The sequence below is a fragment of the Micromonospora sp. CNZ280 genome (genome assembly GCF_011759515.1).
In genome coordinates this window covers 466,953-492,681 of the sequence record NZ_JAAOYP010000002.1, presented here as the reverse complement: position 1 = coordinate 492,681, position 25,729 = coordinate 466,953, and the positions used below count along the sequence as shown (strand labels likewise).

24 protein-coding genes are annotated in these 25,729 nt (G+C 74.9%); 15 read left to right on the top strand and 9 right to left on the bottom strand.

Going from position 1 to position 25,729, the window contains the following annotated elements:
- The first annotated feature begins 5 nt into the window (after window positions 1-5).
- The 10 genes from FHX32_RS17305 (at window position 6) to FHX32_RS17260 (ending at window position 10,558) form a co-directional block, all read left to right on the top strand.
- Entirely contained in the window at window positions 6-899 is an 894-nt protein-coding gene (locus FHX32_RS17305; RefSeq protein ID WP_167183897.1) for a hotdog family protein, read from the top strand.
- Entirely contained in the window at window positions 896-1,579 is a 684-nt protein-coding gene (locus tag FHX32_RS17300) for a DsbA family protein (RefSeq protein WP_167183893.1), read from the top strand. The genes FHX32_RS17305 and FHX32_RS17300 overlap by 4 nt, the downstream gene beginning before the upstream one ends.
- A complete protein-coding gene (locus tag FHX32_RS17295) occupies window positions 1,576-2,802 on the top strand; it encodes a cytochrome P450 (protein ID WP_167183891.1) in 1,227 nt (408 codons plus the stop codon). The genes FHX32_RS17300 and FHX32_RS17295 overlap by 4 nt, the downstream gene beginning before the upstream one ends.
- 5 nt (window positions 2,803-2,807) lie before the next feature.
- The gene (locus FHX32_RS17290) at window positions 2,808-3,938 is read left to right on the top strand and encodes a steroid 3-ketoacyl-CoA thiolase (RefSeq protein ID WP_167186056.1); all 1,131 of its coding nucleotides are present in this window, start codon (window positions 2,808-2,810) and stop codon (window positions 3,936-3,938) included.
- A 4-nt stretch (window positions 3,939-3,942) separates the two neighbouring features.
- The gene (locus FHX32_RS17285; protein ID WP_167183888.1) at window positions 3,943-4,842 is read left to right on the top strand and encodes an LLM class flavin-dependent oxidoreductase; all 900 of its coding nucleotides are present in this window, start codon (window positions 3,943-3,945) and stop codon (window positions 4,840-4,842) included.
- A gap of 197 nt (window positions 4,843-5,039) precedes the next feature.
- Window positions 5,040-6,230, top strand: coding sequence for an acyl-CoA dehydrogenase family protein (locus FHX32_RS17280; RefSeq protein WP_167183885.1), 1,191 nt, complete (start codon window positions 5,040-5,042; stop codon window positions 6,228-6,230).
- A 13-nt stretch (window positions 6,231-6,243) separates the two neighbouring features.
- The gene (locus FHX32_RS17275; protein ID WP_088993403.1) at window positions 6,244-6,504 is read left to right on the top strand and encodes an acyl carrier protein; all 261 of its coding nucleotides are present in this window, start codon (window positions 6,244-6,246) and stop codon (window positions 6,502-6,504) included.
- 31 nt (window positions 6,505-6,535) lie between these two features.
- On the top strand, window positions 6,536-8,962 hold the full coding sequence (locus FHX32_RS17270) for an alpha-L-rhamnosidase-related protein (protein WP_167183882.1): 2,427 nt from the start codon (window positions 6,536-6,538) through the stop codon (window positions 8,960-8,962).
- Window positions 8,959-9,363, top strand: coding sequence for a hypothetical protein (locus tag FHX32_RS17265; RefSeq protein WP_109902868.1), 405 nt, complete (start codon window positions 8,959-8,961; stop codon window positions 9,361-9,363). The genes FHX32_RS17270 and FHX32_RS17265 overlap by 4 nt, the downstream gene beginning before the upstream one ends.
- Before the next feature lie 4 nt (window positions 9,364-9,367).
- Window positions 9,368-10,558, top strand: coding sequence for a cytochrome P450 (locus tag FHX32_RS17260; RefSeq protein ID WP_167183878.1), 1,191 nt, complete (start codon window positions 9,368-9,370; stop codon window positions 10,556-10,558).
- A gap of 110 nt (window positions 10,559-10,668) precedes the next feature.
- On the opposite strand, the gene FHX32_RS17255 is transcribed toward FHX32_RS17260, so the two are convergent.
- The 3 genes from FHX32_RS17255 to FHX32_RS17245 all read right to left on the bottom strand — a co-directional run bounded on the left by FHX32_RS17255 (window position 10,669) and on the right by FHX32_RS17245 (window position 14,074).
- The gene (locus tag FHX32_RS17255; RefSeq protein ID WP_167183875.1) at window positions 10,669-11,916 is read right to left on the bottom strand and encodes a cytochrome P450; all 1,248 of its coding nucleotides are present in this window, start codon (window positions 11,914-11,916) and stop codon (window positions 10,669-10,671) included.
- Between the two features lie 3 nt (window positions 11,917-11,919).
- Window positions 11,920-13,125: a cytochrome P450 gene (locus tag FHX32_RS17250; protein ID WP_167183872.1), complete on the bottom strand. Its 1,206-nt coding sequence runs from the start codon at window positions 13,123-13,125 to the stop codon at window positions 11,920-11,922.
- A gap of 124 nt (window positions 13,126-13,249) precedes the next feature.
- Complete coding sequence (locus FHX32_RS17245; protein ID WP_167183869.1) at window positions 13,250-14,074, bottom strand: thioesterase family protein; 825 nt, start codon at window positions 14,072-14,074, stop codon at window positions 13,250-13,252.
- 68 nt (window positions 14,075-14,142) lie between these two features.
- On the opposite strand from FHX32_RS17245, the gene FHX32_RS17240 reads away from it, so the two are divergent.
- The 4 genes from FHX32_RS17240 to FHX32_RS17225 all read left to right on the top strand — a co-directional run bounded on the left by FHX32_RS17240 (window position 14,143) and on the right by FHX32_RS17225 (window position 18,434).
- On the top strand, window positions 14,143-14,610 hold the full coding sequence (locus tag FHX32_RS17240; RefSeq protein WP_167183866.1) for a VOC family protein: 468 nt from the start codon (window positions 14,143-14,145) through the stop codon (window positions 14,608-14,610).
- Window positions 14,607-15,707, top strand: coding sequence for a class I SAM-dependent methyltransferase (locus tag FHX32_RS17235; RefSeq protein ID WP_167183864.1), 1,101 nt, complete (start codon window positions 14,607-14,609; stop codon window positions 15,705-15,707). Before FHX32_RS17240 ends, FHX32_RS17235 begins: the two co-directional genes overlap by 4 nt.
- A gap of 116 nt (window positions 15,708-15,823) precedes the next feature.
- On the top strand, window positions 15,824-16,888 hold the full coding sequence (locus tag FHX32_RS17230) for a methyltransferase (protein ID WP_167183861.1): 1,065 nt from the start codon (window positions 15,824-15,826) through the stop codon (window positions 16,886-16,888).
- A 4-nt stretch (window positions 16,889-16,892) separates the two neighbouring features.
- Window positions 16,893-18,434, top strand: a complete 1,542-nt coding sequence (locus FHX32_RS17225; RefSeq protein WP_167183858.1) for an amidase — start codon at window positions 16,893-16,895, stop codon at window positions 18,432-18,434.
- Here FHX32_RS17225 and FHX32_RS17220 read toward each other — a convergent pair.
- The 5 genes from FHX32_RS17220 to FHX32_RS17200 are packed head-to-tail and all read right to left on the bottom strand — an operon-like array spanning window position 18,396 to window position 23,667.
- Window positions 18,396-18,758: an MmcQ/YjbR family DNA-binding protein gene (locus tag FHX32_RS17220; RefSeq protein WP_208418835.1), complete on the bottom strand. Its 363-nt coding sequence runs from the start codon at window positions 18,756-18,758 to the stop codon at window positions 18,396-18,398. The genes FHX32_RS17225 and FHX32_RS17220 overlap by 39 nt on opposite strands.
- Window positions 18,755-20,122, bottom strand: coding sequence for a condensation domain-containing protein (locus tag FHX32_RS17215; RefSeq protein ID WP_167183855.1), 1,368 nt, complete (start codon window positions 20,120-20,122; stop codon window positions 18,755-18,757). Before FHX32_RS17215 ends, FHX32_RS17220 begins: the two co-directional genes overlap by 4 nt.
- Window positions 20,119-21,543, bottom strand: coding sequence for an MFS transporter (locus FHX32_RS17210; protein ID WP_167183852.1), 1,425 nt, complete (start codon window positions 21,541-21,543; stop codon window positions 20,119-20,121). Before FHX32_RS17210 ends, FHX32_RS17215 begins: the two co-directional genes overlap by 4 nt.
- A 49-nt stretch (window positions 21,544-21,592) precedes the next feature.
- Entirely contained in the window at window positions 21,593-22,072 is a 480-nt protein-coding gene (locus FHX32_RS17205; RefSeq protein WP_167183848.1) for a PaaI family thioesterase, read from the bottom strand.
- Entirely contained in the window at window positions 22,069-23,667 is a 1,599-nt protein-coding gene (locus FHX32_RS17200) for a (2,3-dihydroxybenzoyl)adenylate synthase (RefSeq protein WP_486481148.1), read from the bottom strand. Before FHX32_RS17200 ends, FHX32_RS17205 begins: the two co-directional genes overlap by 4 nt.
- A gap of 156 nt (window positions 23,668-23,823) precedes the next feature.
- Between FHX32_RS17200 and FHX32_RS17195 the strand changes: the two genes are divergently transcribed.
- Window positions 23,824-25,128, top strand: coding sequence for an acyl-CoA dehydrogenase family protein (locus FHX32_RS17195; protein ID WP_167183842.1), 1,305 nt, complete (start codon window positions 23,824-23,826; stop codon window positions 25,126-25,128).
- Here FHX32_RS17195 and FHX32_RS17190 read toward each other — a convergent pair.
- Window positions 25,016-25,702 (bottom strand): GNAT family N-acetyltransferase, encoded by a 687-nt coding sequence (locus FHX32_RS17190; RefSeq protein WP_167183840.1) that lies wholly within the window; start codon window positions 25,700-25,702, stop codon window positions 25,016-25,018. The two genes, FHX32_RS17195 and FHX32_RS17190, sit on opposite strands and share 113 nt — an antisense overlap.
- Between the last annotated feature and the right edge of the window lie 27 nt (window positions 25,703-25,729).

The following is a 25,729-nucleotide window of genomic DNA, read 5'->3' as shown; positions in this document are numbered from 1 at the left end:
GATCCATGTCCAGTCCCGAACCGGAGCGCGGCACCGTCTGCCGGCTCCGTCCCCGGTACGCGGGCGCCAACATCCGCACCTGGATCGGCTTCAAGAACTTCATGTACCTGGCCGAGGAGGCCACCCTGGCCTGGTTCCGCGAGCGGGACCTCGGCCCGCGCTCCCTTTACCACCGGTACGGCCTCGGGCTGGAGATCGTGGACAGCTCGGTGCAGCTGCCCGCCGTCCTGGAGGTCGACGACGAGGTGGAGGCGCGGGTCGAGCCGCGCGGGCCCGGACGGTTCGGGGTGCGGCTGCACCTGCGTCGCGACGGGCAGCCGGTCACCGTGCTGCGGGGCACCGTGGCGGTGGCGCTGGTCACCGAGCGCGGCGTCCCCGCCGGGGACCCGCCGCCGGCGCTGGCCCCGCTGGTGGTGCCCGGCGTGGCCGCGGTGGCCCCGGCCGATCCGCCGCCGCCGACGGCGGAGGCGTACCGCTTCGGGTGGCGGGCCCGCTACTTCCACTGCCACTACTCCGACCGGGTGCAGCACGGCAGCCACGTCGCCGCGCTGGAGGAGGTGGTCGACCGGTTCCTCGCCGACCGGGGCCTGTCGGTGCCCCGGCTGCTCGCCGAGCGCAGCTGGATCCCGGTGGTGTCCCGGGCCCGGGTGCGGCTGCTCGCCGACGCGCACATGGACGACGAGATCGAGACCACCTTCACCGTCACCGAGATCGTCAAGGACCGCGCCTTCGACGGCCGGATGGACGCCTTCGCCACCGGGCCCGGGCGGGACCGGCCGCGGCACGTCGCGACCGCCCGCATCCTGCACGGCTACGCGGTGAGCGCCGGGTCGGACGCCGGCACCCTGGCCGAGCTCGACGCGGAGACGGTCAAGGCCCTGACCGGGGGCGCATCGTGAAGCGCGGACCCCGGGTGCACTTCTCCTTCCGTAGCCCGTTCAGCTGGATGGCGATCCACCGGCTGCGCCGCCGGCTGCCCGACGCCCACCAGCGGCTGGACTTCATCCCGTACTGGGACCCGGACGAGCGCACCAGCGCCGACCTGGCGGCCGCCGGGGCGGAGTTCCACTACACCCCGATGAGCAAGGCCAAGCACCTCTACATCCTGCACGACACCCGGCGGCAGGCGGCCAAGCTCGGCCTGCGGATGGTCTGGCCGGTCGACGTCGACCCGTGGTGGGAACTGCCGCACCTGGGCTACCTGCTGGCTCGGCGGCTCGGCCGCGGCGAGCAGTTCTACGACGCGGTCACCGCCGCCCGGTGGGAGCGCGGCGAGAACGTCTGCGAGCCGCCGGTGCTGCGCGCCGCGGCCGAGCGGGCGGGGCTGGACGGCGATCTGATCGTGGCCGCCGCCGAGTCAGCCGAGATCCGCGCGGCCGGGGTGGACTGCCTGGTCACCGCGTACCACGACGACATCTTCGGGATCCCGTACTTCCGGGTCGGGCCGCACCGGTTCTGGGGGCTGGACCGGCTCGACGACTTCCTCACCGAGCTGCTCGGCCCGGCCACCGTGCCGGTGCCCACCGGCGCGCCGGAGCGGGTGCTCGTCGACACCGACACCGCGGGCGGCTGCGGATGAGCGGCACCGCGATCCGCGGAGCGGCGCTGTTCGACCCGGCGGACCCGGCCGTCGCCGACGACCCGTACCCCAGCTACGCCCGGCTGCGCCGGGAGGCCCCGGTGCTGCATCTGCCGGCGGCGGACGTCTGGGCGGTGAGCCGGCACGCCGACGTGGCGGCGGTGCTCCGCGACCCGGCCACGTTCTCCTCGAAGGTGGGCATGAGCCCCGACTTCGGCGGGCGCAAGGTGATCCCGGACGCCGGGGTGCGCTACCGGATCGGCGCGCCCGACGTCCGGGTGCTGATCGCCACCGACCCGCCCGAGCACCAGGTGTTCCGGCGGGCGGTGGCGCGCGCCTTCAGCCCGTCCGCGGTCGCTGCCCTGGCGCCGCGGGTCACCCGGATCGCCAGCGACCGGGTGCGTCGGCTGCTGGCGCAGCCCGGGCCGGTCGACTTCTTCGCCGAGGTGGCCGAGCCGGTGCCGGCGCTGGTGCTGGCGGAGATGCTCGGCGTCCCGGCGGAGATGCAGCACGAGTTCCGGCAGTGGTCGGCCGTCATCACCGCCGACCTGAGCCAGGCCGGGTCCGGCGCCGACGGCATCGGCCGCGGCATGGACATGTTCCGGTTCTTCGGCCGCCGGCTGCGGCACGGCACGCCGCACGACCCGCCCGACCTGTTCGACGCCATCGCGGCCGGGCGCCGGGCCGGCATCACCGACCAGGAGGTGCTGGCCTTCTGCGCGTTCCTGCTGGTCGCCGGGATCGAGACCACCACCAGCCTGGCCACCAACCTGCTGCACGCGCTGATCGGCCAGCCCGAGCTCGCCGACCGGCTGCGTCGGCATCCCGAGCTGGTGCCGGCCGCGGTCGAGGAGGGCATCCGGTACGACACCTCTGTACAGGCGCTGTGGCGCGGCGCCACCCGGGAGGTGACGCTGTGCGGACAGCGGATCCCGGCCGGTGCCCGGGTGCTGGTCCTCTTCGGCTCGGCCAACCGCGACGAGGCGGTCTTCGCCGACCCGGACACCTTCCGCCTCGACCGCCAGCCCAACGACCACCTCGGCTTCGGCGGTGGGGTGCACTACTGCCTCGGCGCCCGGCTGGCAAGGCTGGAGCTGACCGCGGTCTTCACCGAACTGCTCGCCGCGACCCGCGCGATCGAGGCGGCCGGCCCCGGTCGGCGTACCGGCAGCCTGGTGCTGCGCGGCTTCACGCACCAGCCGGTCCGGGTGGTGCCGCGATGACCGGGCTGACCGACGCGGTGATCGTGGACGCCGTCCGCACCCCGATCGGGCGGCGCGACGGCGCGCTGTCCACCCTCAAGCCGGTGGCGCTGCTGCGGCACGTGCTGCTCGGGCTGATCGATCGCACCGGCATCGACCCGGCCGCGGTGGAGCAGGTGATCGGCGGCTGCGTCAGCCAGGTCGGTGAGCAGGGGCTCGGGGTGACCCGCAATGCCTGGCTCGCCACCGGGCTGGACCCCGGCGTCGGCTGCACCACCGTCGACGTCAGCTGCGGCTCCGCGCAGCAGGCCAACCACCTGGTCGCCGCGCTGATCGCGACCGGGGCGATCGAGGTGGGCATCGCCTGCGGCGTCGAGTCGATGAGCCGGGTGCCGGCCGGCGCCAACGCGCCCGGCGGCGTGGACGAGCACAAGCTGCCCGACTACCCGTGGGACGACCCGCCGGGCGTGCAGTTCGGCGGGGCCGAGCGGATCGCCCGGCGCGAGAGGCTGACCCGCGCCGACCTCGACGGCTACGGGGCGCTGTCCCAGCAGCGGGCCGCCCGGGCCTGGGCGCACGGGCGGTACGCCGCCGAGGTGCTGCCCCTGGGCGGCCTGACCCGCGACGAGGGGCTGCGCCCCACCACCGTGGAGACGCTGGCCGGGCTGCGTCCGGTGATGCGCGGCGGGCTGCACACCGCCGGCAGCACCTCGCAGGTCTCCGACGGCGCCGCCGCGGTGCTGTGGATGTCCCGCCGCCGCGCCGCCGAGTTGGGGCTGCGGCCCCGCGCCCGGCTGCTGCACCAGGTGGTGACCGGCGCCGACCCGTACTTCCTGCTGGACGGGCCGACCGTGGCCACCCGGCGGATCCTGGACCGGGCCGGGCTGAAGCTCGCCGACCTGGACGTGGTGGAGGTCAACGAGGCGTTCGCCTCGGTGGTGCTCTCCTGGGCCCGGCACCACGGCGCCGACCTGGACCGGGTGAACGTCAACGGCGGAGCGATCGCGCTCGGGCACCCGATGGGCGCCACCGGCGCCCGGCTGCTCACCACCGCCCTGCACGAGCTGGAACGCATCGACGGCGAGCTGGCGCTGGTCACCATGTGCTGCGGCGGCAGTCAGGGCACCGCCTCGGTGCTGCAACGGATCGCGGGGTGAGCGGGTGCGGATCGGACTGCTGCTCGACCGGTTCGACTGGCCCGGCGGTCCGGCCGCGCAGGGCCCCACCCTGCGCCGGATCGCCGTCGAGGCGGAGCAGGCCGGGGTGGCCAGCATCTGGATCAACGACCACTTCCTGCAGATCCCGCTCTTCGGCGAGGTCACCGACCCGATCCTGGAGTCCTGGACGGTGCTGGCCCACCTCGCCGCCGTCACCCGGCGGGTCGAGCTGGGCACCCTGACCACCGGCGGGCACCACCGCCACCCGGGTCCGCTGCTGAAGATCGTCACCACCCTGGACGTGCTCTCCGGCGGGCGGGCCTGGCTCGGCGTCGGGCCGGCCTGGAACGAACGGGAGCAGCTCGCCCTGGGCATCCCCACGTACAGCTGGCCGGAACGGTTCGCCCGGCTGGAGGAGCTGCTCCAGGTCGCGCACCAGGCCTTCGCCGGCGACCGCAGCCCGTACGCCGGTGAACACCTGCGGCTGGCGGAACCGATCTTCTCGCCCCCGCCGCTGCGCCGCCCCCCGATCCTGGTCGGCGGCGCCCACGAGCGCCGGGTCTTCCCGCTGGTCGCCCGGTACGCCGACGCCTGCAACCTGTTCGAGGCCGGCGGCCTGCCGATGCTGCGGCTCAAGCTCGACCTGCTGCGCCGCCGCTGCGAGGAGATCGGCCGGGACTTCGCCACCCTGCGCCGGACCTCGTTCGGCCCGCTGCACCTGACCCGCACCGGCGCCGGCGACGCGCAGACCGTCCCGGCCGCGCTGGAGCGGTTCGCCACCCTGGCCGGCGAGGGGTTCGAGCTGGCCATCGTGGCGCTGGCCGACCCGCTCGACCCGGCCGCGTTCGAGCTGCTCGCCGAGCTGGTCGAGGCGCTCGCGCCGGTCACCGCCACGCCCCGGTAGCCCGCTCGCGTCGCCGGGAGTCGCGGCCCGGCGGACGGCTCGCGCGGTCGCCGTCGCGGCCCGGTGGGCGCCTGTGCCGGGCGGCCCCGGTGTGCAATCCGCACTCCTTGTCGGCCTCCGCGGCCCGTTGGGAGACTGGCTGCGCCGTGACGGTGGGCGACGAGTCGCGTGCCATCTGCGTACACATTGGAGGTCCGATGAGCGTGACCGGTGAAGCGGCGCGGGACACCGCCCGCAGCGGCGCGGACGTCGTCAAGGCCGCCGAGCTGCTGGCCCCGGAGTTCGCCGAGCGGGCCGCCGAGGGCGAACGGCTGGGCCAGCTGCCGGCGGACCTGTTCACCAAGGCGCAGGACGCCGGCCTGATCGACCTGATGCTGCCGCGCGCGCTCGGCGGGTTGGAACTGGACCCGCTCACCGTGGTTGAGGTGATCAGCACGATCTCCGCCGCCGACGGGTCGGCCGGATTCACCATCCTCACCCTGAACGCCACCTGCTACGTCGCCTGGCTCGCCGAGGACGCGGCCCGCACCGTGCTGGCCGGCGAACCGCGCGCGGTGGCCACCGTCTTCACCCCCCGGGGCAGCGCTGTCCCGCAGGACGACGGCAGCCTGCTGGTGACCGGCCGCTGGCCGTTCAACACCGGCTGCCGCAACGCGTCCTGGTTCTGCAACGGGGTGATGGTGCTCGACGGCGACAAGCCGGCCGTCGTACCGCCCGGCCGGCCGGACTGGCGGCTGGTGTTCGCCCCCCGCGAGCAGTGCGGGATCCTCGACACCTGGGACGTCGCCGGGCTCAAGGGCACCGGCAGCAACGACACCGTGATGGAGCGGGTGCGGGTCACGCCGGAGTTCACCGCCAACCCGATCTTCGAGCCGCCCCGGCACGACGGGCCGCTGTACCGGTGGTCGTTCTTCGCCCTGATGGGGGTGCAGTTCGCCGGGTTCCCGCTGGGCATCGCCCGCCGGGCGCTGGACGAGTTCGTCGCGCTCGCGCCGAAGAAGTCCCGCGGCAGCAAGCCGCTGGCCCAGGAACAGTCGGTGCAGCTCGCCGTCGCCCGGTGCGAGGCGGACCTGCGCTCGGCGAAGGCCTTCGTCACCGACGTGATGGGCGCCGCCTGGGAGCGCACGCTGCGCGGCGACGAGATGAGCATGGACGACCGGGTGGCGGTGCGGCTGGCCACCGGCCGGGCGATCCGGGCCGGCGTCGAGGTGGTCGACACCGTGTTCCGGCTCGCCGGCGGGGGCGCCCTCTACGGCAGCTCGCCGCTGCAACGGTGCTGGCGGGACATCAACGCCGGCAGCCACCACGGCTACTTCTCCGAGTACCACGAGACGCGGGTCGGGCGGGCGCTGCTCGGGGTGCCCGTGCCGGACCCCTGGATGATGTGAAGGGCGGTGGCCGATGAGCCAGTCGGATGCCAAGGTGAGCGAGGTCGAGGACCCGGCCGCGGTGGTGCAGTCCATCGTCGACGAGATCGCCGGCAGCCCCGTCTCGCCGGAGCTGAGCTTCTTCGACCTCGGGCTGGACTCGATCCAGCTGATGGACATCTGCAACCGGATCAACGACCGGTACGGGGAGGTGATCGACCTCTTCCTGCTGTTCGAGAGCCCGACGATCAACGAGTGCGCCGACATCGTCCGGGCGCACGGCCACGGCGCCTGATGCGCCACCGCCGCCGCCCGCCGGTGACCCGATGAGCCGCGCCTGGGCCGCCCAGTGGATCTGGTGCCACGACAGCGGCATCGACAAGCTCGGCGAGTTCTCCACCGACACCCGGATCGCGGCCGGCGCGCATGACCGCCGGGTGCTCTTCCGGCGGGTGTTCGACCTGCCGGAGCCGCCGGTGACCGCCCCGTTGCGGATCACCGCGGACTCCCGGTACGTGCTCTGGGTCAACGGGCGGGAACTGGCCCGGGGACCGGCCCGGTCGCACCCGGCGCGGCTGCCGTACGACACCGTCGACGCCGGCCCCGCCCTGGTCGCCGGCCGCAACGTGCTCTGCTGCCTGGTCCGCTTCTACGGCGAGCCGAACGCCCGGTGGATGCCGGCCGGCCCGACGTTCAGCCACGGCGCCGGCGGGCTGCTGGCCGAACTGGCATTGCCCGACGGGCCACTGGCCACCGACCGCGCCTGGCGCTACCGGATCGCCGACGCCTGGACGCCGCAACGGCCGGAGGGCGTCGGCGGCTCGGTGCCCGAGGTGCTCGACGGCCGGCGACTCGACCCGGACTGGCTGGCCGTCGACGCCGACGAGACCGGGTGGCGCCCGGCCCGGGTGATCACCGCCCTGCACATCGGCGGCACCGCGCGTACCACCCCGCCGACCGACCCGTACGGGCCGCTGCCGCCCGGTCCCGGCCCGGCCGCGCCCGCCGTGCCGCGACCGGCGCCCCGGGCCCGGCTCCGGCTGGCCCAGCCGCCGGCCGGTAACCCCGGTCCGGCCCGGTACGTCGCCGCCGCCGCCGCGCAGGCCGGCCCGGTACGCGGCGAGCTGACGTTCCCGGTCGAGCTGGAGCTGACCGCCGACGCGGTCGCCGTGCTCACTGTCGACTGGGGGCAGGTGGTGGCCGGCACCCTGGACCTGCGCCTGCACGCCCCGGCCGGCACCCGGGTGGACGCCCGGATGTGCGAGGAGCTGGACGCCGACGGGCGGATCCCGGCGCACCACCACCCGCACGGGGTGCGCTACGTCGCCCGGGGCTACGCCGACCGGTTCGAGTCCGCCGACCCGGCCGGCGGCCGGTACGCGATGCTGGTGCTCACCGGCACCGGTCGGGTACGCCTCGACGCGCCGGTGGTGCGCGAGCGGCTGCGCCCCCGCCCGCCGGGGGCCTACTTCACCTGCTCCGACGAGCTGCTCGACCGGATCCACCGCACCGGGCTGCGGACCGTCGACCTGAGCGCCCAGGACGCCTACCTGGACTGCCCGACCCGGGAGCAGCGGGCCTGGGTCGGCGACTCGGTGGTACACCAGTCGGTCGACCTGCTCACCAATCAGGACTGGCGGCTCGCTCGCTGGCACCCCCGGTTGTGCGCCAGCCCCCGCCCGGACGGCCTGCTGCCGATGGCGGTGGCCTGCGACTACGAGCACCGCGGCGACACCTACATCCCGGACTGGTCGCTGCACTGGATCCGGTCCGTGCACAACCTCTACCGCTGGACCGGCGACCGGGACCTGGTGGCGGAACTGCTGCCGGTGGCGGAACGGGTGCTGCGCTGGTTCGCCGACTTCGCCCGCGGCGGGCTGCTGCACGACGTGACCGGCTGGGTCCTGCTGGACTGGGCCAGTGTCCAGGGCTCCGGCGCGAGCGCGGCGCTCAACGGGCTGTGGGGGCGGGCGCTGCGCGACGTCGCCGAGATGTCGTCCTGGCTGGGCGACCAGGGCCGGGCCCGGTGGGCGGCGGCCCGGCACGCCGAGTTGGCGGCCGCGTACCCGGTCTTCTGGGACCAGCGGCGGGGCGCGTACCGCGACTGGCTGCGCGACGGGGTCACGGCCCCGCAGGTGTCCGACCACGCGACCGCGGCGGCCGTGGTGGGCGGCCTGGTGCCGGCGGCGCTGCGCCCGGCCGCGCTGCGTTTCCTGCTGCGGCGCGCGGACCGGGTGTGCCGGGCCTGGTCGTTCCGCACCATGCCGCTGCGGGCCGCGATGGGGCCGCCCCCGCCGGACTGGGACGTGGTGCGCGAGGTGGTCGAGGCGCAGCCGTTCTTCCGGTACGTGGTGCACGACGCGGTGGCCGAACTCGGGGCCGCCGGGCAGGTGGCGGCGCTGTGCCGGGACTGGGCGCGGCTGTTCGACCTGGGCGACGACACCTGGCCGGAAACCTGGCTGGGCGGTTCGCACTGCCATGGCTGGTCGGCCACCCCCAGCCGCGACCTGCCGCTGTACACCCTGGGGGTCAGCCCCGACCTGCCGGGTTTCGCGCGGGCCCGGATCGCGCCGCGGCTCGGCGACCTGGCCTGGGCGCGCGGGGCGGTGCCCACGCCGCACGGGCTGATCGAGGTGGCGGTCACCGACCGGGTGGAGGTCACCTCGCCGGTGCCCTTCGTGCTCGACCTGGACGGCCGGCGCGAGTCGCGCCCCGCCGGCAGCTTCAGCACCGCCCTGGTGGGGGCGCGATGACCGGTCCCGAACCGGACCCCGGTGCGGTGCGTGACCTGCTCCGGCAGGCGTACGCGCTGGTCTGCGACCGGCTGGACGGCGACATCGCGATCAACGCCGCGCTGCTGACCACGGTGGAGGCCGCGCTCGGCCTGGCCGAGCTGCGGGCGGACCGCTGCGCCGACGCCGAGCAGCGCAGCGAACGGCTCAGCGAGGTCTACCGGTGCGCCCGGGCGGCGGCCACCACGGTCCGGTTCGCCGTGGTGGAGGCCGACGACCGCCGGCGGATCCGCGGGGTCCGGCGGCCGGAGCCGCGTCCGGCGCCACCGGCTCAGGCCGCGCCGGCGACGTACGACGGTGGGAACGGGCGCCGCCCGCGGGCCCGGCAGGAGCAACCGGCGGTGGCCGGCGGGGAGGGGTGAGCACATGCCCGGTGGCGAGCGGCTGGCGGAGCGGGTGACCTTCGACCGGTCCGACCCGGCGTTCCTGCACGACCCCTATCCGACCTGGACCCGGCTACGCGATGCGGATCCGCTGCACCTGACCGGCGGTGGCACCTACCTGGTCACCCGGTACGAGGACGTGACGGCGCTGCTGCGCGACCGCCGCTGCGGCCGGTCGGTGCCGCCCCGGCTGGTGCGCCGGGTGGCCGGCACCGGCCCCACCCTGACCTCGTTCCTGGCCAGCGTGCTCAACATGGAGGGGGAGCGGCACGGGCGGATCCGCCGGCTGATGCTCACCCCGTTCACTCCCCGCCCGGTGGCCGGGCAGCGCGAGCGGGTCGGCGCGCTGGTCGACGTCCTGCTCGACCGGGCCGGCGACCGCTTCGACCTGATCGAGGCGGTCGCCGCCGACCTGCCCATCCTGCTCGTCTCCGATGTGCTCGGCCTGCCGCACGCCGACGCCGCCGAGCTGAAGCGGGGGATCGCCGCGCTGATCGACGCGTCCGCGGTCTTCCCGCCGCCGGAGGCGCTGGCCCGCAGCGACGAGGCCAACGCCTTCTTTGCCGACTACTTCGCCCGGATGGTGCGCCGGCCCACGGCGGACGGCCTGCTGGCCGGGATGGCGGCGGCCTGGCGGGCCGGCCGGATCACCGCCGAGGAACTCTCCGCCAACGCCACCCTGCTGCTCTTCGCCGGCAACGAGACCACCACCAACAGCATCGGCAACGGGGTGCTGGCGCTGCTGTCCCGTCCCGAGCTGCTCGACCGGCTGCGCCGTACGCCGGAGCTGGTGCCGACCGTGGTCGACGAGCTGCTGCGCTACGACAGCCCGGTGCAGACCACGATCCGCTGGACCGAGGCGCCGATCGACCTGCCGTCCGGCCGGTTGCCGGCGCGCCGCTTCGTGGAGGTGTCGCTGGCCGCCGCCAACCGCGACCCCCGGGCGTTCGACCGGGCCGACGAGGTGGTGCCCGACCGGCAGCCGAATCCGCACCTGGCCTTCGGTCACGGCATGCACCTGTGCCTGGGCCTGCACCTCGCCCGGCTCGCCGGCGAGCTGGTGCTGCGCCGGCTGCTGACCCGCTACGCCACGGTGGAGCTGGACGGGGAGCCGGTGCGCGCCGCGTCGCTGTGGAACCGCGGCCTGCACCGGCTGCCGCTGCGAGTGAGCTGAACCTGCCGGTGGCCTGTCGAGCCGGTGTCCGCCGGCGCACAGTCGGCACGATGCCCGGCGGACCACCGGGCTGATGGATCCGGTGCGCGTTGCCGCCGCCGCTGCACGGTTCAGCCGAGGCGGACCGGGAGGCTGGTCAGGCCGCGCAGGGTGAAGCAGGGCACCCGGCGGCGGGCCGGCCCGGCGACGCTCATCCCGGGATACCGGCGGACCAGCGCGGCCAGCGCGGCGCCGACCTCGATGCGGGCCAGGGTGCCGCCGAGGCAGGAGTGCATCCCCCGGCCCAGCCCCAGGTTGCGCGGGGCCTCCGGGCGGCGCAGGTCGAGCCGGTCCGGGTCGGCGAAGACGCGCTCGTCGCGGTTGGCCGAGCCGAGCAGCAGCATCACCTGGCGGTGGGCCGGGATGTCCACCCCGTCGACGTGGTAGACACCGGTGGTGACCCGGGTGGAGGTCTGCACCGGGCTGTCGTAGCGCAGCAGTTCCTCGACCGCGTTGGGCATCAGCTCCGGTGAGCGGCGCAGCAGGTCGAGCTGCTCCGGGTGCTCCAGCAGGGCGAGCACCCCGTTGGCGATCAGGCTGACCGTGTTGTGGTGCCCGACGATCAGCAGGAAGACCCCGTTGACCAGCAGCTCGGCCAGGGACATCGTGCGGTCGTCGCGGCTGGCCGCCAGCCACCGGCCGAGCAGGTTGCTACCGGGCACGGTGTCGCGGCGGCGCACCAGCCGGGCGAAGTAGGCGCCGGCCTCCCGAGTCGCCTCCGCGGCCTGCTCCCGCTGGGCGTCGGTGAGCACCGCGTCCGGGTCGGAGGCCACCCCGAACTCGTGCGACCAGCGGCGCAGCAGCGGCTGGTCTTCGCGCGGGATGCCGAACAGCCGGGCGATGATGGCGACCGGGATCGGGTACGCCACGTCATCCACCAGGTCGATGTCAATCCGCCCCCGCGCCTCCAGCTCGTCGAGGACCTCGTCCACCGTCTCGGTGATCACCGGGCGGAGCGCGTCCACGGCGGCCGGGTGGAACTCCGGGGTGATGGCAGAGCGGATCCGCCGGTGGTCCGGCGGATCCAGCGCGTTGAGCGGCAGCGGGAACCGGTTGTCCACGCCGCGCGCCCGGAAGTAGCGGTCGTAGTGCTCCAGCCGGGCGAAGTCGCAGCTCAGCGCCGGGTCCTTGAGGCCGCGCACCACGTCGGTGTACCGGGGGACCACCCAGATGTCCGAGCCGGCGTGCAGCGCCGGCGCGGTCTCGCGCAGCCGCCGCAGGAAGGGGTACGGGTCGGCGACGTACTCGGGGGTGCCGACCACCGACAGGAAATCCTCGGTGGAGGTGACGGCCGGGCCGTGGTGGTGCCGGGCGGCCATCGGTCAGCCGACGCTGACGGGGAGCTTCGAGTAGCCCCGCTGGGCGGGCCGGTCGAGCCGGGTGGGCTCCTCCGCCACGGCCAGGTCGGGCAGCCGGCGCAGCAGCTGGGGGAAGGCGATCCGGCCCTGCAGCCGGCCCAGCGCCTGACCGAGGCAGATGTGCGCGCCGGCACCGAAGGTCAGCGGGTGGTTGTTCGGCCGGTCCGGGTCGAACCGGTCCGGGTCGGGGAAGCGGTTCGGGTCCCGGTTCGCCGCGCCGAGCATCATCTGCACGTGCTGGTTGGCCTTCACGTTCACCCCGGCAACGGTGATGTCCTCGGCCGCCCAGCGCAGCGTCCACTGGATCGGCGACTCCATCCGCAGGATCTCGTCGACGAAGCCGGGCGCCAGGGACGGGTCCTCCCGCAGCCGCCGGGCCTGCTCGGGGTGCTCCAGCAGGATGACCAGCCCGCTGCCGAGCATGTTCGCCACCGTCTCCCAGCCGGCCATCAGCAGCAGCACCAGGTTGGCGATCAGCTCGTCGTGGTCGAGCCCCTCGACGGCGGTGTCGTTCGCCTCCAGCAGAGCGGTGAGGAAGTCGTCGCGCGGCTCGGCGCGCCGCTCGGCCACCAGCCGGTCAAAGTAGCGGGACAGCTCGGCGGTGGCGTGGTCGGCGCTGAACAGAGCCTCGCCGAACTGCATGTTCTGCACCTTCACCAGCTCGTCCCAGTGCGGGCGCAGCCACTCGCCGTCGGCGTCGGGCACCCCCATCAGGTCGCAGAAGATGCCCAGCGGCAGCGGGTAGGCGAAGGTCTCCATGAACTCGACCGACCCGCCCCGGCTCTCCAGCAGGGTGTCGATGAGCCGGTCCACCCGCTGCTCGATCTTCTCCTGCATGGCGGCCACCCGGCGGGCGGTGAACGCGGCCCCGAAGACCCGGCGGACCCGGGTGTGGTCCGGCGGGTTCACCGAGTGCAGCGAGTTCGCCATCATCTGCATCGACGGGTGCTCGCGCCAGTTGCGGACGTACCGGTCCAGCGACACGGTGCCGTCGAGCAGCAGCCGGGAGTCGCGCATCATCGCGTCGACGTGGTCGTACCCGACGATGATGTGGACCCGTCGGCCGAAGGGGATCACCGGTCCGTGGGCGTGCATCGCCGCGTACGCCGCGTACGGCTCGGCGCGGCCCTCCGGACTGTTCAGCACCTTCAGCGCGCTCGCGATGTCCACGTCCTCCACCTCCGCACTCGGGGCATCCGGGTTGCAAGGTAGACCGAAGGTCGGGACGCGTTCGACTGTGCAACCTCGCCACTTGGACCCCGCCGGGCGCCGGCCGACCCGCCCGCGGCGGCGGTCAGCTGCCCCGGGAGAACGCCGCCGGGCGGCTGAGCTGGTGCAGCAGCATCTGCTGCTGACCGGCGGCGATCAGCTGGCCGTCGGCCGACCAGACGGCGGCCGTACCGCCGACGAAGCCGTGCGCCGCGGCGGCGCCCCGGGCGTCGACCAGCAGCCACTCCGCGTCCCCGGCGTCGCGGTGGAAGGTCACCGCCAGGTGCGTGGTGAGCGCCAGGGTGCGGTCCCGGTCCGGCATCAGCACCCGGATCGCGGGCCACTGGAGACTGTCCACCAGGATCAGCGCCCGGCAGGCGTCCAGCCACGGTTCGTCGAACGCGGGCACCGGCCGGAACCGGGCCCAGGTGAGCTCGGGCGTCGGGCCGGGCACCACCCGCAGGGTGACGCTGTCGTGCCAGCGCGGCACCCACGCGCCGGCGGCCGCCAGCCGCGCCTTGAGGTCGGGCAGCCGGTCCGGGCCGGGCGCCGCCGGCATCTCGTGCCAGGCCACGGCGGGCCCCTCCGGATGCTCCGGGGTGGCCCACACCTGCGCCTCCAGCAGCTGGTCGCCGCTTTGGAACATGGCCACCCGCAGCGCGGTCGCCCGTTCGGTTACCCGCAGCACGGTGCCGGTCAGCTCCACCCGGCCGAACCGGGCGGGGGCCAGGAACTGGCAGGACATGCTCGCCGGCCGGTACCGGTCGGCCAGCCGCTGACCGGCTCGCAGCGCAACCGCCGCCAGGTAGCCGCCGTTGGGCCCTACGAGCTGCCAGTCGGCGGAGAGCGTCGCGGCGAACCGGCCCGGCGCGACGGATTGCACCTCGGTGTCGGACGCGAGATCGCCCACGATGTTCACCTCCGTGTCCGGTTGCTCACGCTAATGTGACTGTTCCATCGAGCGGAATCGAGGACGGCATGGACCGACAGCCGGTGCGGTACGTGGGTGTCAGCCCCTACCTGTACTACGAGGACGCGGCCGCGGCGTTGGACTGGCTCGCGCGCACCTTCGGCTTCGAGGAGCAGGTGCGCTGGGTCGACCCCGACGGCGTGGTCCAGGAGGCCGAGATCCGTGCGGGTGACACCGTCTTCCAGGTGTGCGGGTGCCCCGGGTTCTGGGCCGCGCAGGGGGTCGCCGGGCCGCTGGGCCAGGAGAACATCCTCTACGTCGACGACGTGGACGCCCACTGGGCCAACACCCGGGCGGCGGGCGCCGACCCGCAGGCCCCGGAGGACAAGCCGTACGGCGTGCGCGCCTACGGCCTCAAGGACCCGGGCGGGCACTCCTGGGTGTTCTGGCAGCGGTTGACCGACACCGTCGAGCTGCAGCCGGGGTGGCGGGAGATCCGCGGCGGCCAGGTCACCCGGGAGGCCGTGGCGACATGACCCCGGGGGGCGGGGCGCGCGCCCAGGCGCAGGCCCTCGGCGGGCGGCTGTTCCAGGCGAGCCTCGCGGCCGCCGAGCTGATGACCGTCTACCTGGGCGTCCGGCTCGGCCTCTACGAGGCGCTGGCGAAGGGGCCGGCCACCGCCGCCGAGTTCGCCGACCGGGCCGGTGTCGCTCCCCGGTATGCCACCGAGTGGCTGGAGCAGCAGGCGGCGGCGGGGATCGTGACGGTCGACGACGTCACGGTCCCCGCCGACCGGCGCCGGTACACCCTGCCGGAGGGGCACCGGATGGCGCTCACCGACACCGGCGGGCCATGGGGGGTCGCCCCGCTCAGCGTGCTGCCGGTCGGCGGCATCGCCCCCGCGCTGCCCCGGCTGGCCGAGGCGATGCGGGCCGGCACCGGGGTGCCCCCGGACGCGTACGGCGAGGCGCTGCGGGCGGCGCAGGCCGGGATGAACCGCTCGGTCTTCACCGACCTGCTGCCCGGCTGGCTGCGGGGCGCCCTGCCCGACGTCCACCAGGCGCTGCGCCGCCCCGGCGCGGCGATCGCCGACGTGGGCTGCGGCACCGGCACCTCCACGCTGGTGCTGGCCCGCACCTACCCGCTGGCCCGGGTGCACGGCTTCGACCGGGACGCCGACGCGCTGGCGACCGCCCGGGCCGCGGTACCGGCGGCCGCCGCCGAGCGGGTCCGGTTCTCCGCCGCCGACCTCGCCGACCACGCCGACTCCGCCGGGGCCGCAGGGTTCGACCTGGTCTGCGTCCTCGACGCGCTGCACGACATGGCGCGCCCGGTGGAGGTGCTCGCCGCCTGCCGGGCCATGCTGAAGCCGACCGGCGCGGTGCTGCTGATGGAGCCCCGGGCGGCCGAGCGGTTCACCGCGCCCGCCGACGAGACGGAACGCTTCATCTACACCGTCAGCCTGCTGCACTGCCTGCCGCAGAGCCTGGTGGACGAGGGCTCGGTGGGCACCGGCGCGGTGCTGCGCCCCGAGACGGTCCGCCGGCACGCCACCACGGCCGGCTTCGCCCGCGCCACCGTGCTCGACGTCGCGCACCGGTTCCACCGGCTCTACCGGCTCGACCTCCACTGAGGACGGTCAACTGCGCGCTGCTCGCAGTTGTGCCCCCGCGCCGATCCCAGCATGGTGCTCAGGGAGAAGAGTCGTCGGCCAATGGATGAGTGAGGTCCGCGGTGTCAGAGACGGTCGTGAGTACCCGGCAGCCAGCCCAGAGCAGTTCGATCGGGAGCATCCGCAGCCAGCAGAACTCGCAGTTCGGGCTGGAGAGCGTGGCGAACCTCGTCACCCCGTACGCGGTGCGGGTCGCCGCGACGCTGCGCCTGGCCGACCACATCACCGACGGTGCGACCGACGTGCCGACGCTGGCGCAGCGCTGCGGCGCGAACCCGAAGGCGCTGCGCCGCCTGCTCGTGCACCTGGCGAGCTACGACGTGTTCACCGAGCGGGCCGACGGCGGCTATGACGTCGGGCCGGTGGGTCAGCAGCTGCGCAGCGACCACCCGATGAGCATGCGGGTGCTGCTCGACCTGGACTCCTTCAGCGGCAAGGCCGACCTGTCCCTGTCCGGCCTGCTGGAGTCGGTCCGCACCGGGCAGCCGGTCTACCCGGCTCAGCACGGCAAGCCGTACTGGGAGGACCTGGTCTCCTCGCCGGCGATGGGGGACAGCTTCGAGACCGCGCTGGACACCATCGTCAACTTCTCCTCCCGGTCCCTGCTGCGCGGCTACGACTGGTCGACGGTGAAGCGGATCGTGGACGTCGGCGGTGGCAGCGGCGCACCGCTGATCCGGCTGCTGCGCAAGTACGAGCACCTCCAGGCGACGCTGGTCGACTTCCCGCAGATGATCGAGCGGGCCCGGCGCAACTTCGAGGCGGCCGGGGTGGCCGACCGGGCCTCGGTGACCCCGGGCAGCTACTTCGACCCGCTGCCGCCGGGCGCCGACGCGTACCTGCTCTCCGAGGTCGTCGACCAGGAGTCCGAGGAGAACGCGGTGCGGATCCTGCGCCGCTGCGCAGAGGCCGCCGGCGACACCGGCAGGGTGATGCTGCTCCAGACGCCGGTGACGAAGTCCAACCGGGCCGTGATGACCGCCCTCGACCTGCGGATGCTCACCAGCGTCGGCGGGCAGGAGCTCAGCGTGGAGCAGTACCGCGAGTTGTTCGCCAAGGCCGGGCTGAAGCTCGACACCACCTACCCGGCCAGCAACATCACCACCTTCTCGGTGATGCTCTTCGTCTGCTCCGCCGCCTGAGCCGATGGTCGCTCTGGCGACCGCCACCGGCGCCCGGCTGGTCGCGGCGCTCGCCGCCGGGGAGGTCGGCAGCGCCGAGCTGCTGGAGGCGTGCCTGGCGCGGGTGGCGGCGTACAACGACGGGTTGAACGCGGTGGTCGCGACGGACCTGGACCGGGCCCGCGCCGAGGCCCGGGCCGCGGACGACGCCCGCGCCCGGGGCCGGCCGCTCGGCCCGCTGCACGGGCTGCCGATGACGGTCAAGGACGTCTTCGAGACGGCCGGCCTGCGCACCACGGCGGGCGCGGCGGAGCTGGGCGAGCACGTGCCCGCGCGGGACGCCGACGCGGTGGCCCGGCTGCGGGCCGCCGGCGCGATCGTCTACGGCAAGACCAACGTGCCGCGCTACGCCGGCGACTTCCAGACCTGGAACGAGCGGTACGGCCTGACCGTGAACCCGTGGCGGCCGGACCGCACCGCCGGCGGCTCGTCCGGCGGCTCGGCGGTGGCGGTGGCGGCCGGGATGAGCCCGATCGAGCTGGGCAGCGACATCGCCGGCTCGATCCGGGCGCCGGCGCACTACTGCGGGGTCTTCGGCCACCTGCCGAGCTGGGGCGCGGTGCCCGGCCGGGGGCACCTGCCGCCGCCGCCCGGCGCGCTGGCCACCCCCGAGCTGGGCACCGCCGGCCCGCTCGGCCGCGGCGCCGACGACCTGGAGCTCGCCCTCGACGCGCTGGTCGGCGCCGACCTGGCCGGCGTGCCCGGCGGCCGGCTACCGGCCAACCGGCTGCACGAGCTGCGCGGGTGCCGGGTGGGGCTCTGGCTGGACAGCCCGCTGGCCCGCACCGACCGGGAGCTGCTGGGCATCCTGCGCCGGCTGGCCGACCGGCTCGCCGACGCCGGCGCCGTACTGGTCGAGCGGCTGCGCCCGCCCCGGCCGTTCTACGAGATGCACGAGGTGTACGTGCGGCTGCTCATCGGCGTGCTGTCGGCGCACTTCACCCCGGACGAGTACGGGCAGTTGCTCGCCGTCGGCGCGGACGACCCGCTGGCCCAGGCGCTCACCCAGTCCTACCGGGACTGGGCCGCCACCCAGGAGCGGCGGGCCCGGATCGAGGCGGCCTGGCCGACGGTGTTCGACCAGGTCGACGTGGTGCTCACCCCGGTGACCCCGCTGCCGGCGTTCCCGCACGACCTGGACCGCCCCGCCCCGCAGCGGATGCTGGAGATCGACGGCCGGTCGGTGCCGTACTTCGTGCACATGGTCTGGACCAACCTGGCCAGCCTGGCCCGGCTGCCGGCCACCGTGGTGCCGGTCGGGCACACCGCCGCCGGCCTGCCGGTCGGGGCGCAGATCATCGGGGCGCGCTGGGACGACCGCTCCACCATCGGCTTCGCCCGCCTGGTGGAACGGCTCACCGGTGGCTTCGTCGCCCCGCCGCTGCCGGCCGGGTCCGCCGCCGGGCCCGCCGCCGGCTCCGCCGCTCCGCCGCCGGACGCGGGGCCCGCACCGGAGCGGGCCGGGACGTCACTCGACCTCGGCCGCGAGGCGCTTCGGCGCGGTTAGCCGGTACGCCTCGCGGACCAGCTCGCTGACCTCGTCCCAGTCCAGCCCGGGCGGCTCCAGGTCGACCCCCACCCAGCCCCGCGCACCCAGGTAGCTCGGCACGTGGAACCGGACCGGGTCGGCGCCGACCAGCGCCTGCTGCGCGCCCGGCGCCGCCTTGACGTGCAGCACCACCCGGCCGTCACCGTGGTGGTCGTCGAGGAACCACAGGAAGGTCTTCTTCCGCACCCGGTAGCCGACGTGCGGGCCCTCGCCGTCGGCGGTCACCTCGGGCAGGGCGGTGGCGATCGCGCGCACCCGCTCACGCAGCCCGTCGCCGGTCACGACCCGGCCCCCTCGGCGGTCACGGACGCGGCCCGTTCGGCGGCGGGGCGGAGCTGGCCCAGCAGCGCCGGCAGCGACCGCCCCGGGTCGGCCAGCACCGCCCGGGTGGTGTCCGCGAAGTCGGCCAGGAAGCGCTCGACCCACTCGGGCGCGAACTGGTTGCGGGCGTACGAGAGCCGGGCCTCGATCCGGTCGCCGCGCGGGATGATGGTGAGGTTCAGCCCGAACCGGCTCAGCGCCTGGGGCGGCCGGAAGGTGCCGACCTCCAGCCCGGAGGGGAGGGTGGCCGCCTCCCACGCCTCCGGGCTGCGGTCGGGCAGCATCTGGAACACCACGTCGTTGAGCCGGCCGGGCGAGTGCACCAGCGACGGCAGCGAGAGCATCTGCGCCGGCACCGCCTGGTGGACCACCGCGTCCAGCACCGTGCGGCGGGTCTCGGCGAGCAGGTCGCGGAACGACCCGGCGGGCGCGACGGCGGTCCGCAGGGCCAGCATGGTGGCGAGGAAGCCGACGGTGTGCTGCAACTCCCGGCGGGTGCGGTTGGCGAAGAACGAGGCGACGGTGAGGTCGCACTGCCCGGTCCGCGAGTGCAGCAGCAGGTAGTACAGGGCCAGGAAGACCGAGAAGAGCGTGGTGCGCTCGGCCTTGGCCAGCTCGCGCAACCCGTCGCCGACCGGGCCGGGCAGTTCGGCGACGGCCAGCGCCGGCTCCGGCCGGGCCAGGTCGACGACGTCGGCGCGGCCGGGCAGTACCGGCAGGCGTATCCCAGCCAGCCGCGCCTGCCACCACTCCTGCTGGCGGCGCAGCTCACCGCCGTCGGCCGCGGTCCGCTCCCAGCGGCAGAAGTCGAGGTACTGCCAGTCGACCGGGCGCAGCGCGGGGTCCGTCCCGGGCGCCGCGCCGAGCAACCGCACCACGTCGTCCACCACCACTCCGCAGGACCACGCGTCGGAGATCAGGTGGTGCATGTTCACGCACCAGACGGCGTCGCGGTCGCCGAGGCGCCACAGCGTGAACCGGGCCGGCGTGGTGTCGACCGGGATCGGCGCGGTCAGCTCGGCGCGCAGTTGCCGGGTCAGCTCGGCCTCCGCGCCGGCCGGCAGCGCCACGGTGCGTACCGGGGCGGGCATCCCGTCGTGCACCCGCTGCACCAGCTCGCGGCCCCGCCGCACGAGGGTGGTGCGCAGCGACCCGTGCCGGGCGGTGAGCAGCTCCGCCGCCGCCCGGACCCGTCCGGTGTCCAGGTCGCCCCGGATCCGGAACAGGGCCGGGCAGCTGACCGACGAGGACTCGGAGCGGTAGTGCTCGAGGAACCAGACCAGCCGCTGCCCGATCGACGCGGGCGCCTCGTCGGTCACCGTCATGGCGTGCCCGCGCCCTCGGGGAGGGCCCGGGGCGCGGAGATCGCCGCCACCCCGGCGAGCAGCACGACCCCGGCGGCGAGCAGCATGGCGTTGGTGTAGCCCGCCGCGGCGGTGGCGAACGAGGCGGCGAAGGTGGCCAGCACCGCCACGCCCAGCGCGCCGCCGAACTGGTTGGCGGTGTTGACCAGGCCGGAGGCCAGGCCCGAGCGCTCCTCGGCGACGCCGGCGGTCGCCGTGCTGGTGGCCGGTACGAAGATGGCGCCGATGCCGATGCCCATCAGGATCGTCGGCACCAGGACGTGGACCGGGTAGCTGCCATCGTCGGGGGCGAGCGACAGCCAGACCTGCCCGGCCGCGGCGATCACCGCGCCGGCCAGCATCGGCGGCCGGGGGCCGACCTTGGGCAGCAGCATGCTGCCGGCGAACGAGCCCATCACGATGCTGAACGACAGCGGCAGGAAGGCGAGCCCGGCCTGCAACGGGCTGAACCCGTAGACGTCCTGGAGGAAGAGGCCGAGCAGGTAGTACATCGGCAGGCTGGCGGCGTTGGCCAGGAACGCCACCGCGTTGCCGGAGGAGACGGTGCGCAGCCGGAAGATGTCCAGCGGCACGATCGGCGTACGCACCCGCCGCTCGATCGCGACGAAGGCGACCAGCAGGGCGACGCCGCCCAGCAGCGGCGCCAGGGTGCGCGGCGAGCCCCAGCCGTAGCTGCTGGTGGACGCGGCGCCGAGCACCACGAGCAGCAGGCCGGCGGTGACCGCCGCCGCGCCGGCCAGGTCGAACCCGGGCCGTTGGGCCGGCCGGCGGGTCTCCCGCAGGCCGACCAGCGCCCCGCCCAGCAGGAGCAGCCCGACCGGCACGTTGATCCAGAGCACCCAGCGCCAGTCGAGCAGGTCGGTGAGCAGCCCGCCGATCAGCGAGCCGAGCGCGGCGCCGACCACCCCGGCGGTGATCCAGGCGCCGATCGCGCCGGCCCGCTGCTTCGGGTCGGTGAAGTAGGTGGTGAGGATGGCCAGCGTCGTGGGCGCGATGATCGCCGCGCCGACGCCCTGCCCGGCGCGGGCCGCCACCAGCCAGGCGCCGTTGAGCGCGAGCCCGCCGAGCAGCGACGCCACGATGAACACCACCAGCCCGACGACCAGCATCCGGCGGATGCCGAACATGTCGGCGGCCCGGCCGCCGAGCAGCAGCAGGCCGCCGAACGCGAGCAGGTAGGCGTTGACCACCCACTGCAGGCCGAGGTCGCTGAGACCGAGGTCGTTGCGGATGGTGAACAGCGCGACGTTGACGATCGAGGCGTCGAGCAGTTCGGTGAAGGAGGCGCCGCAGGCGATGAGGAGCACGAGCCAGGCGCCACGGGCCCGCAGCGGCGGGGTGGGCGGGGCGGAAACCGTGCTGGTCGATTCGTCAGTCGTCACCGGGCTCCTCCGAGGACAGTGCGGACAATCGCCATCCGTGTCGGATGGCTCACGGTAGGTTACTCGACGTCCCGTCCGGACGGTTGACCCGCGCGCGCAGCCGCGCCGCGGTCTTCTCCGAGATCACCCGGAAGGTGCCGGTGGCGGTGGCGAGCACCTCGGCGTCGACCCGGAACACCGCCGACGCGTTCACGTCCATCCCGGCGACCTGGCCGATCTCGGCCCGGGCAAGGTACGGCACGTCGACCCGCAGCGGCCGGTGGAAGTCGGTGGAGCTGGCCAGCGTGATCGCGATCCGGCCGGTGGTGGTGACCACCGCCCAGGCCATCGCCTCGGCCAGCACGGCCATCGCGAGTCCGGAGTGGACGTACGTCGGGGCGCCGCAGTGCAGCTCGTCGAAGCGCACGGTGGCCTCGACGTGGCCGTCGGCGTCGTCGTACCAGAGCGGGACCGCCAGGCCGCGCGGGTTGCCGGGCGCGCAGACGAAACACCGGGATCCCGGCGCCTCCCGCAGCCGTCGCAGCGTCATCCCCGGGCCCCGGCTCCGAGCTCGCGCAGCAGCCGCTTGTCGACCTTCCCGACGCTGGTGCGCGGCAGCTCGTCCACCACCTCCAGCCGGTCCGGCAGCTTGTAGCCGGCCAGCCCGCGCCCGGTGAGGAAGGCGCGCAGCTCGTCGAGCCCGACCGGCTCGCCGCGCGGCACCAGGTAGACGCAGATCTTCTCGCCGAGGGTGGCGTCCGGCACCGCCACCGCCGCGCACGCGCGTACCGCCGGGTGGGCGCCGACGTGGTCCTCCAGCTCGGTGGCGCCGATCTTCTCGCCGCCGCGGTTGATCACGTCCTTGATCCGGCCGCGGACGGCGAGGTTCCCGTCCCCGGTGATCCGGACCAGGTCGCCGGTGCGCAGGAAGCCGTCGGGCGTGAACGCCTCGGCGTTGTACGCCGGCGCCCGGTAGTAGCCGCGCAGCGTGCACGGGCCCCGGACGAGCAGCTCGCCGACCTCCCCGGGCGGCACGTCCAGGCCGTCGGCGTCGACCACCCGGTACTCGTCCGCGGCGGCCAGCGGCCGGCCCTGGGTGTGCGCCACCACGTCCGGCGGGTCGGTGAGCCGGGTGTAGCTGAGCACCCCCTCGGCCATCCCGAACCAGTGGGTGAGCCGGCAACCCGCCGCCATCACCCGGTACGCCACCTCGGGCTGCAGGTTGGCGCCGCCGACCTGCAGCAGCACCGGCCGCAGGTCCACCTCCAGCAGCGGGGCCAGGTCCACCCAGACCGGCAGCAGCGGCGGCATCAGCGTGGTGAAGGTGACGCCCTCGGCGGTGATCAGCCCGAACGCGTCGTCCGGGCTCGGCGTCGGGCTGAGCACCACGGTGCCGCCGACGGCCAGGGTGCCGAGCACCCCGGGGCAGCCGAGCGCCGCGTTGTGCGCCGCCGGCAGCGCCGCCAGGTAGACCGAGTGCTCGTCCACGCCCAGCGCTTCGGCGCAGGCCCGCAGCTGGAAGGCGTAGTCGTCGTGGGTGCGGGGGATCAGCTTGGGCAGTCCGGTGGTGCCCCCGGAGAGCAGGAAGAAGGCGATGTCGCCGGGCGCCGGCCCGGGTAGCGCCAGCGGCTCGGCGTCCACCTCGGACAGTGCCTGGAACTCGCCGGGCTCGCCGACGATCAGCACGTGCGCCAGGGCCGGGTTGGCGGCGCGCAGTTCGGCGGCGAGGGGTCGGTAGTCGAAGCCGGCGAACCGGTCCGGTGCCACGTAGGCGCGGGCGCCGGTCAGCTCCGCCAGGTGGCCGAGCTCGGCCATCCGGTGCGGCGCCAGCGCGTACACCGGCAGCGCGCCGAGCCGGAACAGCGCCAGCGAGAGTTGCACCAGCTCGGCGACGTTGGGCAGCTGCACCAGCACCCGGTCGCCGCGGCGGATGCCGAGCGCCGCCAGGCCGGCCGCGGTGCGGTCGGCCCGCCGATCCAGCTCCGCGTAGCTCCACCGCCGGTCGCCGTGCACCAGGGCTGTGCGGTTTCGGTCGGGCACGGTCCGCCCGATGGCGCCGAGTGTCTCGCCCCGCCAGTAGCCCTCGGCCCGGTAGCGCCGGGCGAACTCCGCCGGCCAGGGCACGAAACCGTCCAGTGCGTCCACGCCCCGCACTATCGGCGGCGACCGTCGGGGCCGGCAAGGGTGGTCATTGCGCGGCGGTCGACCCCGGCCGCGGGCGGCAACGGCGCTCGTTGCGCCGCTCGCGGGTGCGTCCGTAGGGTCCGACTCGCCCGCGTCCCGAGTCATTGGAGGAACGCCATGACCCGACCGCTGTCGGCGAGGACCCCGGCCGGTGCCCGGATGGTCGAACTGGCCGAGGAGCACGCGGCGGACTTCGCCACCCGGGCCGCGCGCTACGACGCGGAGAACACCTTCGTCCGGGAGAACTTCGCCGCCATGCGGGCCAGCGGCCTCCTCGCCGCCACCGCGCCGGCCGAGGCCGGCGGGCTCGGCGTCGACTCGCTGCACGACCTGACGGTGGCGGTGTCCCGGCTGGCCCGCGGCTGCCCGGCCACCGCCATCGCCGCGAACATGCACCTCGGCTTCACCTTCGACATCAGCCGCACCCTGCGCCGGTCCGCGGACGACGCTCCGTTCACCGCCCAGCTGCGCATCCTGGTCAAGCTGCTGGGCCGGGGCCGGCTGGTGATGTCGCACGCCGGCACCGAGCCGGGTGGCGCGTTCTCCTTCCCGACCACCGAGGCTCGGCCGGCCGAGGGCGGCTACCTGATCAGCGGGCACAAGACCTTCGCCACCAACTCGGCGGTCGCCGACGCGTTCACGGTCTTCGTCCGGGTGCCCGACGGCGCCGGCTGGTACCGGATGGGCAGCGCGGTGATCCGGCGCGGCACGCCTGGCCTGACCGTGCTGGACAACTGGGACGCGGTCGGGATGCGCGGCTCGGGCAGCAACGACGTGGTGCTCACCGACTGCTTCGTGCCGGCCGACATGGTGCAGCTGGGCGGCCGGGTGGGTGAGCCCACCACGGCGATGTGGCCGGGGCTGGTCGCGGTGAACTTCCCACTGGTCGGGGCCTACCTGGGCATCGCCGAGGCGGCGCACGAGCTGACCGTGACGGCCGCCCGGACCCGCAAGCGCAAGCCGTACGACCACCTGCTGGCCGAGCGCCCGGCGGTGCAGGTGCAGCTCGCCGAGATGGAGGTGGCGCTGGCCACCGCCCGGGCCACCCTGGGCCGCACCTGCGAGGCGATGGACGAGTTCCTGACGCTGCCCGAGGACGAGCTGACCATGGACGCGGTGCACCGGGCGGTGATGGATTACCAGTGCACCAAGCTCATCGTCAACCGGGCCGCCACGGAGGTGGTCGACCAGGCGATGACGGTGGTCGGTGGCGGGTCGTACCTCACCGGGCACCCGCTCGGCCGGCTCTACCGGGACGTGCGGGCCGGCGGGTTCATGCAGCCCTACTCGCCGATCGAGGCCCGGGAGTTCATCGGCCGGGTGTCGCTGGGTCTGGATCCGTTCGCCGAGCTGCGGACGCTGGTGCCGCCGGCGCCGGACGCGGCACCGGCCGGCGCAGGAACCACAGCGGAATCCCGATGACCTGCACGGTGCGTACCACCTGCCAGCCCAGCGCCCGGTAGAACCGCACGTTGGCCTCGGTGTCGGTCTCGCACCAGCCGTCGTGCCCGTCGGCGTCCAGCACGGCGGTCAGCTCGCGTACCAGCCGCGCGCCGACGCCCCGGCCCTGGAACCCGGGCTCCACCGCCACCGGGCCCAGGTGCCAGTGCGGCTCCGGCAGGTCGTTGACGGCGTACGTCGCCTGCACGTAGTCGGCGCGGTCCGGGTCGCCGGGCGGCGGCACCGGTCCGCCCGCCACCTGGGCGGCGCGCGGACCGTAGGTGCCGCCGACGCAGGCGCCCGGCGGGGTGGCCCCGGCGACGCCGACCAGACAGCCCCGGTGGAAGGCGCCGAGCGCCGGGCCCGGCGGCCGGTGGAAGAAGGCGGTCCAGATCGGCTGCATGTGCGCCAGCCGGTCGAACGGGTCGGCGCCGCACATCGCCAGCGTGGTGGGGTTGTCCCGCATCGCCCGGGCGACCAGCCCGCCGGCCAGCCGGCGCTCGTCGGGGCGCAGGCCACGGACCTCCAACCGGGGCGGGTCGCCGTGGTCAGCCATGTCGCGGAACGTAGCAGCGCCGCGTCG